Genomic DNA, 15,938 nt, shown 5'->3' on the forward strand with positions numbered 1-15,938 from the left:
CTCGTATAATATGGTATGTGTCAGTTCGTACAACAAGCGGAAAAGTACGAAAAAATCATTACAGAATTTTCATGTTATGCGCGATTATAGCGCATATTACACGTCAGTTCTGCAGAATTATAGATTTCTCAGAACCGGAGCCGGTTTTTCGCCAAGCACTTTCCATGTTCCGATAAGGCCGAAACCAACAGTCAGTATAAGTGCTGCAATTGCTGCGCTAATCGCTGTCATTGGCATGATGGCAAAAGTTCCGCCCATGATCTGGACAATGACAAACCAGGCTGCAAGGCCACCGGCCACAAGCGCAAACAGTGCGGTGGACAGACCGAGCATGGCGTATTCCAGTCCGTAAGCCATGATAAGCCGCGGCCGCGTCGCGCCAATGGTCTTCAGGATCACTGCATCATAAATGCGGCTGCGGTGGCCGGCGGCAAGTGCCCCGGCCAACACAAGAACACTGGCTATCAGCGTAACCGACGATGCACCGCGAATGGCCCATGCGAGTTGTTCAATCAGTGAATTGACCTGCGAAATTGCATCTTTCACACGCACGGTTGTCACGGTTGGAAAGGCGTTTGAGACAGAGCGCAAAACGTCCATTTCTGTTTCAAAGCTCGGCTCATTTTCCCATCCAAGGGTCATGAGGTGGGCATGCGGGGCACCGGCAAAGGTGTTGGGCGAGAACACCAGCACGAAGTTGATGGACATGGTTTGCCATTCAATCTCGCGGGTGTTGGCAATTTCCGCCGTAATTTCCCGGCCCAAAACATTGACGGTCAATTCATCGCCGAGGCTGAGTCCCAATTCTCGGAACGCTTCGTCTTCGATGGAAACAAGTGGTTTTCCGGAATAGTTTTCATCCCACCATTCACCTTCAACGATTTTGGCGTTTTCAGGGGCTGTGGCCTGATAGGTGATGCCTCGGTCTCCGCGCAGGATCCATCCGGAGCCACCGGACGTGTCGTAGTCCTCAGACGGAATACCTCTCAAGCGGGTTACCCGTCCGCGCAGCATGGGAACGCTCTCAATTGTTCCACCAGCGGCTTCGGTATTCAGATGAGCTTGAAATGCATCTTTCTCGTGGTTTTGAATATCAATGAAAAAGAAGCTTGGGGCTTCTCCGGCGACGTTTGAACTCAGTTCCTTGCGCAAATTGCCGTCGATCAGGGCCAGCGCGACAAGAAGGGACAGACCAAGCCCGAGTGAGAGAACCACAGAGGGAGTCAGAGCACCGGGGCGGTAAATGTTTGCGATTGCCAACCGCAGCTCGGTTGAACGAACTTTCGGCGCGCGGCGGGCCAGTAACATGATGGCGCGGGCAACAATGGCCAGCAAAACGAAGGCAGCGGCTGAAGCAGATACATAAACAAGTGCCAGATTGCGCTCATGCGACATGAAGATCGCAAGCCCGCCGAGCACCAAGACCATCAATGTGGTGCCAATGAGATACCGCTTGCGCGGCCAACGGCGTTGGCCGGATACCTGATCGCGAAAAAGCGCGGTTGGCGGGACATCATGTGCACGGCCCAAAGGCCAAAGTGCAAAAGTGAGTGCGGTCAGGAAACCGTACAGGAGCCCGAGACCCAGCTCCAATGGGTAAATGCCAACAGCTAGTTCGACAGGCAAAACGCTGCCCAAAACAAGCCCGGCAGCAAATGGAATAATGGCTCCAAAGATCAGGCCGATGCCGATGCCAATGCCAGCAAGCAACATCATTTGCACTAGATAGACTTGGAAAACGAACCCGCCTGTCGCGCCCAGACATTTGAAGCTGGCGATGACTTCACGCTTTGTTTCCAGGAAGGCGCGAATAGCGTTTGCCACCCCAACCCCGCCGACGACCAGTGCGGTCAGTCCAACCAGTGTCAGGAACTGCGCAAACCGGCCAATGCTGCGCTGGAGGCCGGGTGATGCATTGGCGCGCGAGCGCACGCGCCATCCAGATTCAGATTCCGTTTTTTCTGCCGCCTCGGCGATGGATGCAAACTCGGCCTCGCTGGTGCCTGCCGGAAGCCGGAGGCGGTAATGCCAACGGACCAGACTTCCCGGTTGGACGAGACCGGTATTTTCCAGGGCTGCATCCGACACCATCAGCCTTGGCCCGAATTCGAGACCGCTTGCCAGTTTATCTGGTTCGTTCTCAATCAGGTCGGTGATGACAACACGCGCCTTGCCAAGATTGAGTGTGTCGCCGACCGACACATTCAGGCGAGCCAACAAAGAGGCATCTGCGACAACGCCCCAGGCACCACTCTCTTGTTTGCTCAACGCGCTGTTTGAAGCTGTCCCGTTTTGCAGCAAAAGATCGCCGTAGAGCGGGTAGGCCGTATCGATGGCTTTCAGCTCCACTAGCGCTTGATCAACGCCGTTTTCTAGCCGTGCCATGGCTCGCAGGGTGGCGACGCGGGAAATATCTCCAAGGCCGTTCAGATACTTCAGTTCATCATCGCTGGCCTGACGGTGTACGATTGAAACAGAGAGGTCGCCACCCAGAATGGATTGACCTTCGGCGGAAATGCCTTCGGTCAGGGATCGCGATAGAGAACTGACGCCTGAAATGGCAGCCACACCCAGCGCAATGCAGGCAATGAAGATGTAAAAGCCCTTCAAGCCACCGCGTAATTCGCGCAAGGCAAAACGAACAGCAAGCCGGAGGCTGGCCGGATTGGAAGTGCTGGTGGTCATGCCCGGATGCTTTCCTTTGCAGGATGTACATCTGAGGCGGCTTCTTCGATTTCTCCGGATCGCACACGGATGGTTCGGTCGCATTGGTCTGCAAGCGCCGGGTCATGGGTGACGAGCACAAGCGTTGTCTTCCGCTCTCTTTGGACAGAAAACATCAAATCAACGATTTGCGCGCCGGTTGTCTCATCAAGGTTTCCGGTTGGCTCATCCGCGATCAGGATCTTGGGTTCCACAACGAGCGCGCGGGCAACGGCCACCCGTTGCTGTTCGCCCCCAGACATTTGGGCCGGGTAGTGGTGAAGGCGATGGCCGAGACCGACGGCCTCAAGTTCTGCTTCGGCTTTTTCGAACGCATCAGATCGTCCGGCCAGTTCCAAGGGAACTGCAACGTTTTCAAGTGCGGTCATGTTTGGAACGAGATGGAAGGACTGAAAGATAATTCCGACATTTTGACCACGGAATTGGGCAAGGGCATCTTCGGATAAGGGGCCAAGTTCAGAACCTGCCACATGAACGCTGCCTTCATCCGCTCGTTCCAGTCCGGCCATGACCATCAACAGGGTCGACTTTCCGGACCCGGAGGGGCCGACAAGACCAACAGATTGTCCTGCTTCAATGTCGAGCGTCACGCCCTTTAAGATGTGGACCCGCCCCGCGCCGTCTCCGAGTGTCAAATGCACATCCTTGAGCGCGATTGCCGGTTCGTTCGCCATATTCCAACCTGTAAAATTTCCAAACGTGAACTTTGATGGTTGCTTATGCCACCAACTGCCACGATATGGTGCCATAATCAGGGCTTTCCAGACCGATTGAGAACAATAAAATGTATCGATTTGTAATCGCTTTCATCGCAGCCATTTTGCTTCCTGTCGCAGCGGTAGCAAAAGATGAGCCTCTTCAAGTGGTTGTGCTTGGAGACAGCCTGTCTGCCGGCTATCAATTGCCTCCCGAAGAGGCGTTTCCCGCCCAACTTCAAAAAGCGCTGAGAGATCGTGGGCATGCAGTGACTGTGGTCAATGCGGGCGTGTCGGGAGATACGAGCTCGGGCGGACTGTCGCGATTGGACTGGTCAGTAGGGGCCAAGGCTAGTGCTGTGATCCTGGAATTGGGCGCAAATGATGCCTTGCGGGGTATTTCGCCAGAGGTAACGCGAAAGAATATTGATGCCATGGTCAACCGCTTATCGGAGCGCGGTGTGGACGTTCTAGTGGCTGGAATGTTGGCCCCACGCAATCTTGGCGACGAGTATGCGGCGGCATTTGATCCAATTTTTGCCGATGTTGCCGAGGCGCATGGGGCGCTTCATTATCCTTTTTTTCTGGAAGGGGTTGCTCTTGATCCGAAGCTGAACCTTGCTGATGGAATGCATCCGAATGGAGAGGGTGTTTCCGTGATTGTTTCAAATATGCTACCGGTTGTCGAAGAGTTACTGGCCCGCGCTGCTGCGCGATAATGCGCTTTCCTGCCAATCCGTTTCAAACTTCCAAAAGGACTGCCTGATGGACTATCGCCGTCTCGGACGAACCGACCTTGATGTGAGCAGCATCTGTCTGGGGACAATGACCTATGGCGAGCAGAATACCGAAAAGGAAGGCCATGCCCAGATGGACGTTTCCGTCGGTCATGGTGTGAATTTTTTTGATACGGCCGAGCTTTATCCGATCATGCCAAACCGGGAAACGCAAGGGCGGACCGAGCGAATCATTGGCAGCTGGTTCAAGGCTCGCGGCAATCGCGACAAGATTGTTCTGGCGACCAAGGTGGTTGGGCGCACGGAAATGGACTGGTTTCGCGAAGATGGCTCATTGGGGCGTCTGACCCGCAATCAAATTGAAGAAGCCGTAAATCGCAGTCTGAAGAACCTGCAGACTGACTATATCGACCTCTACCAGCTTCATTGGCCGGACCGAAATGTTTCAGGGTTTGGCTCCAACCTGACCCGCTGGGCCGATGTCGATCCGGCAGAGGATGAAAACTCTATCGAGAGCACCTTGGAAGTGCTGCAGGATTTAGTGAAGGCTGGGAAAATTCGCCATGTCGGTCTTTCCAACGAAAGCGCTTGGGGCACAATGCGCTATGTCGCAGCTGCCGAGCGCTATGGATTGCCTCGTGTGGTGTCCATTCAAAATGCCTACTCGCTGCTGAACCGTACCTTTGAAGTTAATCTGGCGGAAATCGCTTTGCGTGAAAATGTTGGCCTTTTGGCTTATTCAGCACTTGCTCAGGGGTATTTGACCGGAAAATACAAGGACGGTGCGCGCCCAGCGGGTGCGCGTAAGACTTTGTTTGACCGACTGCAACGCTATGAAAAGCCGGGTGCGGCTGAGGCAATCAATGACTATCTGGAAATTGCAAAGGGAGCGGGGCTTGATCCGTCGCAGATGGCCATTTCTTTTGCTCTGTCAAAGAGCTTCATGACGTCCGTGATCATCGGGGCGACGAGCCAGAAGCAGCTTGTCGCCGATCTCGAGGCCGTTGATGTGAAACTGGATGCGGATGTTCTGGAGAAGATTGACCTGGTGCATCAAATGCGTGGAAACCCGTCTCCTTGAGGCGGGTCTTGTGTTGGAGAAAGCGTGTTGAGCGCCGATTTGTCTCAGGCGCAAAATACGAGTGAACTTCGAGAATCAGCTGGCTTAGAAATAGGGCAGCTGATCTGACGCTTTTCACACAAGCAGTGCATTACGGTTGTGGGAAAAGCCTTATAAATTCAAAGAAATACGTTTTGGACTTGCGCTTTGTCTGAAGTTGATTCCTCATAGAGTTATCAGCGACTGGCGGAGGAGTGTCCGATGCCGAGATTGTTTACAGGTCTTGAGATCCCGGCTCAAACGGGTCTCATGCTCTCCATGCTCCGGGGCGGTCTCAGGGGCGCGCGCTGGATTGATCCCGAAAACTATCACATTACCTTGCGCTTCATCGGGGATATCGATGATCGCACGGCTGATGAAGTGGCCAACGCGCTGGAAAAAATCCGACGTGCTCCCATCGAAATCTGCCTTGATGGTCTTGGGTCTTTTGGAAATGGCAAACCTCATGCTGTCTGGGCAAGGGTCAACCCCAGCCCTGAGCTGAAAGAGTTGCAGGCTGAACAAGAGCGTATTTTGCAGCGGCTGCATTTACCGCCAGAGCGCCGAAAGTACACGCCTCATGTAACGGTTGCCCGTTGTCGTACCTCGACAAACGAAGATGTTGCCAAGTGGCTGTCTGAACGCGGAGGTTTCGAGGCGCCTCCCTTTTTGGCTGGTCGGTTTGTATTGTTTTCGGCCAAGGCGAGTGTGGGAGGTGGTCCATATCTCGTTGAAGAAGCGTATCCGCTTGCGGCTTGATGAATATGTCGGTGTTATTAGTGCCTATGTATGTAGTTGTAATGTAAAAACTAATCGTACTATTTCTCGATTTCTCATAAATTCATTGTCGTTATTGCTTGGTAAAAATAGTTATATTTGGGTTCAATTTTTAATTATCGAATTCGCTCCAGTTTTCGAAAACGCTTCTGAATGGGAAGGCGTGATTGGCGAATATGGAGCGAAGCCTTGAACAGTGTTATTTCAAAAACCCCCATAGCCGTGCGTGTCGGTGCAATTTCCATTTTGGCTCTGCTCTCGATTTTTACATTGGCAGCGGCCTATCTCTTCAGTGCGACGATTGTTGATCGGGAAATCGAGCGTCAGGTTTCTTACACGACTATGAACGAGCTTGCGTCTGAAGCGTATTCTCATGCTGTTGAAATGCGGCGCACCAGCAAATCGTTTTTGTTAATCCGCGATAGAGAATTGCTTGATGCGTATCATCAGCATGTAGAAAGCGCCAAAACGCGCCTTTCTGAGTTGGCCACGCAGCCTGGCATCCAGTTAATTGAAAAAGACGTCACGGTCGTTCGTGAAGGTTTGGACGCTCACGCAGCGGTGTTCCAAGAGTTGACGGATGCGAATTTGACCATGGGCCTTACCGAGAAAGAAGGGCTGCGCGGTTCCCTTCGTTCAGCGGTTCATGCTGTCGAGAAACAATTGAATGAAGCCAATTTGGAAAACCTGACCATCAAGATGCTGATGATGCGCCGGCACGAAAAAGACTTCATGTTGCGGGGAGATGCGAAATATGTTGGCCGGGTCGATAAACGTCGTTCTGAATTTGACGAATTGTTGAGGATCTCTTCCCTTTCAACCGCTGACAAACAAAAAATTACCAGTTTGATGGATGCCTATCAAAAAGGTTTTCAGAACTACGCCAAACTTGCGCAGGACATTCACGCAGAAGTATCGGCCCTCAATGCCACGTTTGAGGGGATTGTTCCCAGTTTTGAGCATATCCAACAGGTCGCCTACGAAGGTAAACGAGCAGCCCAACAGAACGTCGTCGAAACACAGGCGTTTTCCGGAAAATTGTTTTTGTTTGTCGCGGGTTTGTCAGCAGTTATCGCGTTGTTGGCAGCCTGGTGGATCGGGCGAAGTATAACGCGGCCGGTTCGATCACTCACCGATACGATGAGCAAGTTGGCCGATGGTGTGCTGGACATTGAGGTGCCTTATGCAAAGACAGGTAGCGAGATCGGTGCAATTGCGCGTGCAATTCAGGTATTCCAGAAAAATGCCTTGAGAACCAGTCAGCTGGAAGCTGAACAAAAAGAACAAGAAGCCAGAGCTGCAGATGAAAAGCGGGAGCTCATGGACAAGATTGCAGGGCAGTTTGAGGAAACGGTCTGCTCCCTTGTTTCCAGTGTCAGTGGATCGGCGGGTAAACTCGTGAACGCGGCAGAGTCGTTGTCGTCAGCAACAGGTACCACGGCGAACCGCGCTGAGGCAGCCTCAGAGGCCTCGATTGCGACCAGTGATAATGTGCAACAGCTATCTGATGCCGCTGAGCAGATGACTGCGTCCATCAACCAGATTAGCGGGCAGGTAAACGTTGCCTCTCGCTCTTCCGAGCAGGTTTCGGAAGAAGTCGAAACCGCTTCACGGCAAATGGACAATTTGGCTGAAATTGTTGGAACGATTGGCGAAGTTGTCTCGATGATTTCCGACATTGCCGAACAAACCAACCTGCTCGCACTCAATGCGACCATTGAATCTGCTCGTGCAGGAGAGGCTGGCAAAGGGTTCGCGGTTGTTGCTGCAGAGGTCAAGGCTCTGTCTCATGAAACAGCAAAGGCAACCGAAAGCATCAGTGGCTTGATCAAGCAAATTCAAGATGAAACGTCGACTGCGGTCGGATCAATGAACCGTATCGATGAAGTCGTCGGTGGATTGAAGGCAACCTCGAATACAATTGCGGAGCAAATGCGCGAGCAGGAAGAAAGCACTCGTTCAGTTGCTCAAAACGTTCAGGAAGCGGTAAGCGGGACGTCAAGCGTTTCGGACAGTGTGGCGGTTCTACAGACGGCGACCAGTGATGCTCGCGCAGCCTCTGAATAGGTCATGGTGACAGCTGATGAATTGTCACGGCAATCCGAGACGATGAAGACAGAAGTTGAGCGGTTCCTGGAGCAAATCCGGGCGGCCTAAACGAATTTCTGACCTGGAAGCAGTGTCTCATAGACATCCAGTGTTTTCCGGGTCATGGCCTTTACCGAAAAGTTCTTTTGAATATGGGCGCGGGCACGATCAACAAGTGCGTCGCGCTCTTCGTTTGCAAGGTCCAAAATATGACGCATGGCTTTCGCCAGCGCTTCTGCATCTCCTGCGCGAATATGCCAACCGGTTCTTTCGTTGTCTGGAACAACGGGCGGGGCCAGAACGGTTTCTGGAACCGCACCCAGCTTAGAAACGATCACAGGCACACCAGCTGCCTGCGCTTCCACGGCAGCCCGTCCAAAAGCTTCCGGGGCAGTTGAGGCAACGACAGAGAGCGCTCCAAGCGCAAGCGCTGCCGGAACATCTGAGCAGTGCCCTACCAGGCGCACTTGGTCGTTCACGTTCAGCTCATCAATCCGTGTTTTCAGGCTCGCAAGATATCCCTCGCGGCCTTGCGCGTCTCCCGCCAATACAGCGATGGGTACTGTCATGCCTTCTTGTTTCAGCTGGCCCATGGCTTCGATGATCACCATCTGCCCCTTCCAGCTTGTCAGCCGGGCCAGATTGATGATGAGCGGTCGGTCGTTTGGAAGATCCCAGCTTGCCCTTAGGGCCTGAAGACGTTCACTCGACACTGAAGCCGGGTCGAGCGCGGTAAGGTCAGACCCGCGATGAACTGTGACAATGCGCGATTTGCTGTTCGGATGGCGCTCGGCAATCAGGTTGGCCGTGTAGTGGGAGTTAGCGATCACCTTGTCACCGCGTGCCATCACCGAATTATAAAACGCCTTGAGGCGTGTCTTTTGATTGTAGAAGCCGTGATATGTCGTCACAAAAGGAATGTTGGTACGCCGGGCTGCCCAGAGGGCTGACCATGCTGGTGCGCGGCTTCTTGCATGGACAAGCTGAACATTATTGTCCCGAATGATACGAGCCAAGCGACCCGCATTATGCCAAATGGTCAGCGGATTCTTGGATTTGACCGGCAAATTGATGTGCCGGGCACCTGCCTTTTCCAGTTCGGCGACCATGCGTCCGCCCTGGCTGACAACCAGAGCGGTTCCGCCACCATCCACGATCGCCTTTGCCACATCCAATGTGGTTTGCTCCGCTCCCCCGGTTTCAAGATCCGGGATCACTTGCAGGATTGTTGGGCCATGCGTTTCAATTGGTTTTGAAGACACTACAGAGACTTCTTTTTTGAACCGGGTTATGCCATTTGGAGCAGGTGTCGGTCGTTCGCACCGCCAAATGCGCATATTCTGGGGAGAGCCATAGTATGACCAGCGCTGAACCGCAATTCCAGACTGTTGGATCAGGGGCGGCTGCGCGCCAGATCGCAGTGCGTTCAGAACATGCTGACACTGCCAAGACTGGGCTTTTCTGGCTCTCAGGTTTCAAGTCGGACATGTCCGGGTCCAAAGCTGTCGCTGTTGCCAATTGGGCGCGCGTGAAGGGGTATTCAGTTACACGGTTCGACTATTCCGGGCATGGAATGTCCGGTGGGGACTTTGAAGAAGCTTGCCTGTCGGATTGGTTGGAAGAAACGCAGGCTGTGTTTGATGCCTGCTGTGGTGACAACACGATTGTGATCGGTTCTTCCATGGGAGGATGGCTGGCCATGCTCTTGGCACTTGCCCGCAAAGACAGCCGCAAGATCAAAGGTCTGGTGTTGATCGCACCTGCTGCAGATTTCACCGAAGAGCTTATGTGGAAACACCGGTTTACCGATGAAATACGCAAGACAATCATGGAAACTGGGCGGTTTGAGCAACCTTCCGCTTATTCCGATGATCCTTATGTCATCACGCGAAAGCTGATTGAGGATGGACGCAACCACCTTATTTTGAACCGGTCCTTGCAGACGGGGTGCCCTGTGGCGATCCTGCAAGGAGCAAAGGATCCTGACGTGCCATGGCAGCATTCACAGCGACTGGTCGAAGCCTTGCCGCTGGATAATGTGACCTTCACGATCGTACCAGATGGGGACCATCGGCTTTCCTGGCCAGAGGATATTGACCTGCTACTGTGCACAATTGACCGAATGATTTCTCACAGACCCTAAAGCGGCATTGTGGCCTTGCCATTTTTTTGGGTCTTGTACCAGGCCCACAAAACACGTGCGGCGACAGAGCGCCATGGCGCCCATTGGCTGGCCAGTGCATCCATTTCCTTCACACCTGGCCGGTCTGGCAGACCAAATGCATCGCGTGCTGCCGTTTGAAGGGCAAGGTCCCCGCCAGGAAAGATGTCAGGATGGCCCGCGCAAAAGAGCAGGAAAATGTCTGCAGTCCAGCGTCCAATCCCCTTGATGGCACACAGGCGCTTGTGCGCGTCTTCAGCGGGGGCGGCTGCTAGGGCCGCCAGATCGAGACCTCGACGACATTCTTCGGTTATGGCTCTGAGTGTGCGAATTTTTGGCATGGACAGGCCAGCCGATTTCAAGACCTCGTCGGGTGTGTTGTCGATTTCTTTTGCCGTCAGCGGAGACACGGCTGCTTCCAGTCGTTGAAAGATAGCGGCTGCCGCTGCAACCGAGACAAGCTGTCCGGTGACAATCTGCGCCAATCCGGCAAAATCAGGCGGACGGCGACGTAGGGGGATGTTTCCCGCGCTTTCCATGACCGGCCTCAGTTTTGGATCCAGGCCCCGCAACTCGGCCATGGCAAAGGAAATGTCTTCAAGGCTGGAGATGATCTGCATGGGTTGATGTCTGGATCTCGACTGACGCCAATTTCTTGCGCCTCAGGGTTTTCTTGCGTATCCGGTTTGGCATGAGCACTCAGCCTTCCCCGATTTTTCGCTTTGCTCCGTCTCCTAACGGGCATCTGCATTTGGGTCACGCCCTTTCTGCCCTATTGAACGCCAGAGCCGCAGAGCTGCTCGGAGGAAAAGCGCTCCTGCGCATCGAGAATATTGACCTCGCCCGCTGCACTCCGGTTCTTGAACAGGAGATGCTTGAGGATCTTGAGTGGCTCGGATACCCGCTGGACACTCCCGTATTGCGCCAAAGTGAACGGTTTGAGGCCTATCAGACAGCGCTTGGCAAGCTGGAGGCGCTAGGGCTGGTCTATCGGGCCACCTTAACCCGGGCAGAGATCAAGCGTTTTGTTGAAGAACAAGAGGTGCTCGGTCAGAGGTGGCCGCGCGATCCGGATGGTGCACCACTCTATCCGGGTGACAGAATTGTTCTCAGTGAAGATGAGTTGAATGCCCGGTTGATTGGGGATGCACCCTACGCCCTGCGTCTCAACATGAAAGCCGCACTGGAGCAGGTGAACCAGCCGCTAAGTTGGCAGGAGGCGGGACCGGAAGGACCTTCGCTAACCGAAACGCCAACACCTATTGCCGCTTCTCCAGAGGACTGGGGTGACATTATTTTGACCCGCAAGGACACGCCCACCAGCTATCACCTGTCCGTCGTTGTGGATGATGCAGCGCAAGGAATAACGGATGTTCTTCGTGGTACGGACCTTTATCAGGCAACGTCTGTCCATCGGCTGCTACAGGTTTTGTTGGATCTGCCAGAGCCAGTGTATCGCCATCATCGGCTAGTTTTGGATGAAGATGGGCAAAAGCTCTCCAAGTCGTCACAATCGACTAGTCTGCGCGCGCTACGCCATGCCGGGTGGACGCGAGCTGCGGTTTTGGAGCGTATCGGTTTAGAACGGTGAGACTTTTGCTGTGGCACGCCTATAGCGCTGCGCGCCAGAGCTCCAGTGCATAGACCCACAGACCGCATGTCAGAACAGCTGCCGCCGTGGTGACTGTAATGGCATTGGTGGACATGGCGTGGCCGGTTCCGAATTTGTTGGCGAATATGAAAGCGTTGACACCTGTAGGACATGCGGCGGTCAACGTGGCAACACACGTCCAAAGTGGCGGCAACTGGATGACATAGGCACCAAGCACAAAGACGCTTGCCGGCATCACCAGCATTTTCACTACGCTCAAGCACAGACCGGGCACAAGATTGCCGCGCAGGCCGTAAAGCACCATGCTCATGCCAAGAGAGAGCAACGCAACGGGCAGAGCCGTTGCGGCGATCCGGTCAAGAACATCTGCAAAAATGCCTGTGACAGGGAGGCCAGACATTCGCCACAAGACCGAAGAAACGATGGCAATGGCGAGCGGATTGGTGGCAAGGCTCTTGCCGATTGTCCGCAATTGGTCTTTGAGCTGGGCAGGGGAAGCATTGTTGTCTGTAGCTGCTGCACGCTCCATCAAGATGGCAGCAACAATCGTCATGATCGGTAAGTGAACTGAAATGATGACCAGGAGGGCCGCCAATCCGTCGTCACCATAGACCTGCGCGACCAGCGGAATGCCGACCATAACCGTGTTGGCAAAGCCAGCTGAAATTCCGCCGATGACACCAGCGCGGGCCTCGCGGCCAAACCCTTTGCGAATGATCACTGTGCCGAGGGTCCAAGCAACCAGAATGCCGCTAAAATAAGTCGCCCAAAGCGCCCAGGGAGAATGTCCACCAAGGCTGACTCCAGACAGGGTTTTGAAGATCAGGACAGGAATGGCGATGACATAAACATATTGCCCGAGCGCTTCGCCTGCTGATCTGGATAAAAGCTCGAAACGAGCCACTCCATACCCAATGCCAATAAGGATGAAGACAGGCAAGGTGATGGACAAAATGGCGTTCAGCATCTGGTTGGGTGTCCGGAAAACAGGAAATGCGTGGATTTATCGCAAGTTAGTCTTTTCCAACGGCCAACTGAATTGTTTTTTTCGTGCCACTATGCGGTGATGATTGTCGAACGGCGTCGCCAAATTCAGGAGTGGATGCGAATACGAAATGCCGGACCCTTCAGACGTTGAAAGCAAGCTCGCTCTTCTGGCGCATGATTTGCGCACGCCTTTAACGGCGATGCGCCTCACGGCTGATCTGATTGGAACCGAGGCTCTTTCCACCACTCAGCAGGATCACCTTCAGGTTTTAACCCGTGCGATTGACGCGCTCACACGGATGACAAGCGAATTGGTGGATGCTGCGGCCCGTGTGCAAATCGACCGGGATACGAACCGGGTGTCCGTGAGTGACATTCTTCAGGATCAAGCAGATTTATTTCGGGCAGCCGCTCGGCAAAAAGGACTTGAGCTAAAGGCTGAGCTTGAAGACATGGGACCGGGTTGGCATGTGGAGCGCGCTGGCAACCTGTCGAGGGCTGTGGCCACGCTGTTGGACAATGCGATCAAGTATACCGAGCACGGCAGTGTTACGCTTCGCGCAACGCCGTGTGTCAGCGGGGCAAATGTCAATCGCACTCTGTTTCAGATTTCTGTTCAGGATACCGGACCCGGGATTGATGATGGCGAAGCGGAACGGATATTCCGTGCATTTGAACGCGGGAGTGCTGGACAGAGCGGGGCAGCGGGAACCGGGCTTGGTCTTTGGGGGGCTTCCGATCTGCTCCGTGAGATGGGCGGTGAACTTAGAGTTTTTCCCGGCGCTGATGGTGGCAGCCGATTTGTGATCACGCTGCCGGTTCAACGCGATATTGACCAATTGCCAGAGGGAGATGCTGAGGAGACGGATCCTGCTCTAAAGGCGCTTCCGACCGGACCACTTTCTGCCCGGGTTCTGGTTGTTGATGACAATCATACGAACCGGCATCTATTGGCTGCCTTGCTTGAGTCTTTTGGTGTTACCTCCGTTGAGGCGAGTAGTGGAGAAGAGGCGTTTGGAATTCTGAAAACGGATCGTTTCGATGCTGTCTTGCTGGATTTGTATATGCCGGGCATGGATGGCACGGAGTGTGCCGAAGCGTGGCAATCCTCATTTGGCATCGACCTGCCTCCAATTGTCGCCGTGACAGCTGGTGTTGAAACTATTGATGCGGCTGAACTCAAAGCGGGCGGTATTCACGAGATTTTGGCCAAACCACTTTCTCCGGTTGAGCTTTATCGGGTGTTGTCGGAGGTTGCACCTGAACGCTCCTGATTTGGTGAGAAACCCGATTGTCATGGTATTGAAAAATCCTTTGCGCTAAACAGCCGCCATGAGTGAAGATCAGGCAACCATCCGGCCGACGGAGCCATCCAGCCAAGACCCTTGGGCTTGGTTAAAACGCCACCCGATGTTGGCTCTGTGGGGCTATGTCATTTTGGTGTCAGCCGTCTTTCTTGTCTTTCCCAGGATCGATCTTTGGGTGAGCAGCCTGTTCTATTGGCAAGATGGCGGCTTTATCGCCGAACAAGACCCGTTTTTGCGCAAAGTGCGCCATCTGGGGCCGCATCTCGTCAAATGGATCGCTGTTGGAGCAGTCGGCGTTCTGCTTTTGAAAGTGCTTTTGCCCGGACACAGGCCATTGTTGCCGCTGCGCATTCCAACCTTCCTGATTTCTACGCTGATCCTTGGTCCGGGCGTGTTGGTCAACACCATCTTGAAGGACAATTGGGGGCGTCCCCGCCCACGGTCTGTCGAAGAGTTCGGTGGTGATCTGCCTCATCAACTGGTCTGGGTGCCGACGGACTACTGCGACAGGAATTGTTCCTTCGTCTCTGGTGAAGCATCAGCCAGCATCTGGCTGGTTGGAACGGCGTTGATTGTCCCGAAAACCTGGAGATTTGCGGTTCTGGTGTTCACCGTGCCGCTTTGTGTTGCGCTGTCTGCGAACCGAATTGCCTTTGGTGGTCATTTCTTTTCCGACACGCTGCTGTCATGGGGATTGACGCTTATCCTGATGTTGTCCATTCACTGGCTGCTCTACAAGGCACCGTTTCATCCAACAGACGCAAAATTTGATCTGGCCTTCACGCGATTTGGCCGGAGGCTCCACATCGCCCTCGGGCGGCTGATGCGCTGGCTTGGCCGATCCCTTTCCGCATTTTGGAAGAAATTTCAGGACCTGGCCTGATTGTTTGATCGCCTCTTAAGGTGACGGCGAATAACGGTCGTTTTTTGATCGTGGTTGCTGCGTGGACGGGTGCGTTTCAGGATGCGGGCGAGTTTTGTAGGTGCCCTGTTTTCCAGCCAAAGGAATGCCGAATTCAGCCGGTGCTCGCTCTTGCGCTGCTTGCGCACAAGACGTGCCGCGGCCCGGCTGGTCGCGATGATCAAAATGGCCCCTAACGCCAAGAGGGGCACGCCGGTTGGAATGGGCAGCAGGACCGTTGCCAACCCCAAGGTGATCAGGACGGCAGCCAGCGCCCAAAGAACGAGTTTCATGAAGAGCGCCTTCCTTCAAAACGCTCTCCATTAACGTGCTTTTCGAGACAGTTTTATGAAGCCGGTTCCCTTTGGGAAGCGAGTGGATCAACCACGTCCACGATAAGGGGCGACGCCTTGCTCGGGGATCCAGACACCTTCCGGGGCCGGGCCGGTCTGGTAGAAGACGTCGATCGGAATGCCGCCGCGCGGATACCAGTAGCCGCCGATCCGAAGCCACTGGGGATCCAGAAGGTCTACGAGCCGTTTCCCGATGGAAACCGTGCAATCCTCGTGAAAGGCTCCGTGATTTCGGAAGGAGCCGAGAAACAGTTTCAGCGACTTGCTCTCCACCAGAAAATCACGTGGGACATAGTCGATCACCAGATGTGCAAAATCCGGAGCGCTTGTGATCGGGCAAAGCGAGGTGAATTCCGGTGCGACGAACCGCACCATATAACCGGTCCCGGCTTGCGGGTTTGGGACTTTTTCAAGAACTGCGTCTTCCGGGCGCCGGGGGAGTTCAGTTGATGTGCCCAGCTGGGTGAGGTTCTCATAAATGGTTTTGTCGCTCATGG

15 protein-coding genes are annotated in these 15,938 nt (G+C 54.1%); 8 read left to right on the forward strand and 7 right to left on the reverse strand.

Going from position 1 to position 15,938, the window contains the following annotated elements; genetic code table 11:
• Nucleotides 1–117: 117 nt before the first annotated feature.
• Complete coding sequence (locus TRICHSKD4_RS10750) at nt 118–2,685, reverse strand: ABC transporter permease (protein ID WP_009759220.1); 2,568 nt, start codon at nt 2,683–2,685, stop codon at nt 118–120.
• A complete protein-coding gene (locus TRICHSKD4_RS10755) occupies nt 2,682–3,398 on the reverse strand; it encodes an ABC transporter ATP-binding protein (protein WP_040616646.1) in 717 nt (238 codons plus the stop codon). Before TRICHSKD4_RS10755 ends, TRICHSKD4_RS10750 begins: the two co-directional genes overlap by 4 nt.
• Before the next feature lie 110 nt (nt 3,399–3,508).
• On the opposite strand from TRICHSKD4_RS10755, the gene TRICHSKD4_RS10760 reads away from it, so the two are divergent.
• From TRICHSKD4_RS10760 to TRICHSKD4_RS10775, 4 genes are all read left to right on the forward strand, one after another.
• On the forward strand, nt 3,509–4,138 hold the full coding sequence (locus TRICHSKD4_RS10760) for an arylesterase (protein WP_009759222.1): 630 nt from the start codon (nt 3,509–3,511) through the stop codon (nt 4,136–4,138).
• A gap of 46 nt (nt 4,139–4,184) precedes the next feature.
• Nucleotides 4,185–5,237 carry an aldo/keto reductase gene (locus tag TRICHSKD4_RS10765; RefSeq protein ID WP_009759223.1) on the forward strand — a complete coding sequence of 351 codons (1,053 nt, stop codon included), beginning with the start codon at nt 4,185–4,187 and terminating at the stop codon, nt 5,235–5,237.
• Between the two features lie 240 nt (nt 5,238–5,477).
• Nucleotides 5,478–6,014, forward strand: coding sequence for an RNA 2',3'-cyclic phosphodiesterase (gene thpR / locus TRICHSKD4_RS10770; protein WP_009759224.1), 537 nt, complete (start codon nt 5,478–5,480; stop codon nt 6,012–6,014).
• Between the two features lie 207 nt (nt 6,015–6,221).
• Nucleotides 6,222–8,099, forward strand: a complete 1,878-nt coding sequence (locus TRICHSKD4_RS10775) for a methyl-accepting chemotaxis protein (protein WP_208993061.1) — start codon at nt 6,222–6,224, stop codon at nt 8,097–8,099.
• A gap of 86 nt (nt 8,100–8,185) precedes the next feature.
• On the opposite strand, the gene TRICHSKD4_RS10780 is transcribed toward TRICHSKD4_RS10775, so the two are convergent.
• Nucleotides 8,186–9,457, reverse strand: coding sequence for a glycosyltransferase family 4 protein (locus tag TRICHSKD4_RS10780; protein WP_009759227.1), 1,272 nt, complete (start codon nt 9,455–9,457; stop codon nt 8,186–8,188).
• Between the two features lie 20 nt (nt 9,458–9,477).
• Here TRICHSKD4_RS10780 and TRICHSKD4_RS10785 point away from each other — a divergent pair, with 20 nt between their 5' ends.
• Nucleotides 9,478–10,263 (forward strand): carboxylesterase, encoded by a 786-nt coding sequence (locus tag TRICHSKD4_RS10785; protein ID WP_009759228.1) that lies wholly within the window; start codon nt 9,478–9,480, stop codon nt 10,261–10,263.
• Here TRICHSKD4_RS10785 and TRICHSKD4_RS10790 read toward each other — a convergent pair.
• Nucleotides 10,260–10,901, reverse strand: a complete 642-nt coding sequence (locus TRICHSKD4_RS10790) for a DNA-3-methyladenine glycosylase (protein ID WP_009759229.1) — start codon at nt 10,899–10,901, stop codon at nt 10,260–10,262. The genes TRICHSKD4_RS10785 and TRICHSKD4_RS10790 overlap by 4 nt on opposite strands.
• 71 nt (nt 10,902–10,972) lie before the next feature.
• Between TRICHSKD4_RS10790 and gluQRS the strand changes: the two genes are divergently transcribed.
• The gene (gene gluQRS, locus TRICHSKD4_RS10795) at nt 10,973–11,872 is read left to right on the forward strand and encodes a tRNA glutamyl-Q(34) synthetase GluQRS (protein ID WP_040616648.1); all 900 of its coding nucleotides are present in this window, start codon (nt 10,973–10,975) and stop codon (nt 11,870–11,872) included.
• A gap of 19 nt (nt 11,873–11,891) precedes the next feature.
• Here the strand turns inward: gluQRS and TRICHSKD4_RS10800 are convergent, their stop codons facing one another.
• Nucleotides 11,892–12,860, reverse strand: a complete 969-nt coding sequence (locus TRICHSKD4_RS10800) for an AEC family transporter (RefSeq protein ID WP_009759231.1) — start codon at nt 12,858–12,860, stop codon at nt 11,892–11,894.
• A gap of 148 nt (nt 12,861–13,008) precedes the next feature.
• Here TRICHSKD4_RS10800 and TRICHSKD4_RS10805 point away from each other — a divergent pair, with 148 nt between their 5' ends.
• Nucleotides 13,009–14,154: an ATP-binding protein gene (locus tag TRICHSKD4_RS10805; protein WP_009759232.1), complete on the forward strand. Its 1,146-nt coding sequence runs from the start codon at nt 13,009–13,011 to the stop codon at nt 14,152–14,154.
• Nucleotides 14,155–14,212: 58 nt separating this feature from the next.
• Nucleotides 14,213–15,070 (forward strand): phosphatase PAP2 family protein, encoded by an 858-nt coding sequence (locus TRICHSKD4_RS10810; protein WP_009759233.1) that lies wholly within the window; start codon nt 14,213–14,215, stop codon nt 15,068–15,070.
• Here the strand turns inward: TRICHSKD4_RS10810 and TRICHSKD4_RS10815 are convergent.
• Nucleotides 15,055–15,381, reverse strand: a complete 327-nt coding sequence (locus tag TRICHSKD4_RS10815; RefSeq protein ID WP_009759234.1) for a hypothetical protein — start codon at nt 15,379–15,381, stop codon at nt 15,055–15,057. The two genes, TRICHSKD4_RS10810 and TRICHSKD4_RS10815, sit on opposite strands and share 16 nt — an antisense overlap.
• Before the next feature lie 87 nt (nt 15,382–15,468).
• Nucleotides 15,469–15,936: a preQ(1) synthase gene (gene queF, locus TRICHSKD4_RS10820; RefSeq protein ID WP_009759235.1), complete on the reverse strand. Its 468-nt coding sequence runs from the start codon at nt 15,934–15,936 to the stop codon at nt 15,469–15,471.
• Between the last annotated feature and the right edge of the window lie 2 nt (nt 15,937–15,938).

This window comes from Roseibium sp. TrichSKD4 (assembly GCF_000148725.1).
GTDB lineage: Bacteria > Pseudomonadota > Alphaproteobacteria > Rhizobiales > Stappiaceae > Roseibium.

Excerpts from the sequence above, each read along its gene's own strand:
- TRICHSKD4_RS10815 (WP_009759234.1), bottom strand. The coding sequence starts at position 15,381 with ATGAAACTCGTTCTTTGGGCGCTGGCTGCCGTCCTGATCACCTTGGGG.
- TRICHSKD4_RS10765 (WP_009759223.1), top strand. The coding sequence starts at position 4,185 with ATGGACTATCGCCGTCTCGGACGAACCGACCTTGATGTGAGCAGCATC.
- TRICHSKD4_RS10810 (WP_009759233.1), top strand. The coding sequence starts at position 14,213 with ATGAGTGAAGATCAGGCAACCATCCGGCCGACGGAGCCATCCAGCCAA.
- TRICHSKD4_RS10805 (WP_009759232.1), top strand. The coding sequence starts at position 13,009 with ATGCCGGACCCTTCAGACGTTGAAAGCAAGCTCGCTCTTCTGGCGCAT.
- queF (WP_009759235.1), bottom strand. The coding sequence starts at position 15,936 with ATGAGCGACAAAACCATTTATGAGAACCTCACCCAGCTGGGCACATCA.
- TRICHSKD4_RS10750 (WP_009759220.1), bottom strand. The coding sequence starts at position 2,685 with ATGACCACCAGCACTTCCAATCCGGCCAGCCTCCGGCTTGCTGTTCGT.
- TRICHSKD4_RS10790 (WP_009759229.1), bottom strand. The coding sequence starts at position 10,901 with ATGCAGATCATCTCCAGCCTTGAAGACATTTCCTTTGCCATGGCCGAG.
- TRICHSKD4_RS10780 (WP_009759227.1), bottom strand. The coding sequence starts at position 9,457 with ATGCGCATTTGGCGGTGCGAACGACCGACACCTGCTCCAAATGGCATA.
- TRICHSKD4_RS10785 (WP_009759228.1), top strand. The coding sequence starts at position 9,478 with ATGACCAGCGCTGAACCGCAATTCCAGACTGTTGGATCAGGGGCGGCT.
- thpR (WP_009759224.1), top strand. The coding sequence starts at position 5,478 with ATGCCGAGATTGTTTACAGGTCTTGAGATCCCGGCTCAAACGGGTCTC.
- TRICHSKD4_RS10760 (WP_009759222.1), top strand. The coding sequence starts at position 3,509 with ATGTATCGATTTGTAATCGCTTTCATCGCAGCCATTTTGCTTCCTGTC.
- TRICHSKD4_RS10755 (WP_040616646.1), bottom strand. The coding sequence starts at position 3,398 with ATGGCGAACGAACCGGCAATCGCGCTCAAGGATGTGCATTTGACACTC.
- TRICHSKD4_RS10800 (WP_009759231.1), bottom strand. The coding sequence starts at position 12,860 with ATGCTGAACGCCATTTTGTCCATCACCTTGCCTGTCTTCATCCTTATT.
- gluQRS (WP_040616648.1), top strand. The coding sequence starts at position 10,973 with ATGAGCACTCAGCCTTCCCCGATTTTTCGCTTTGCTCCGTCTCCTAAC.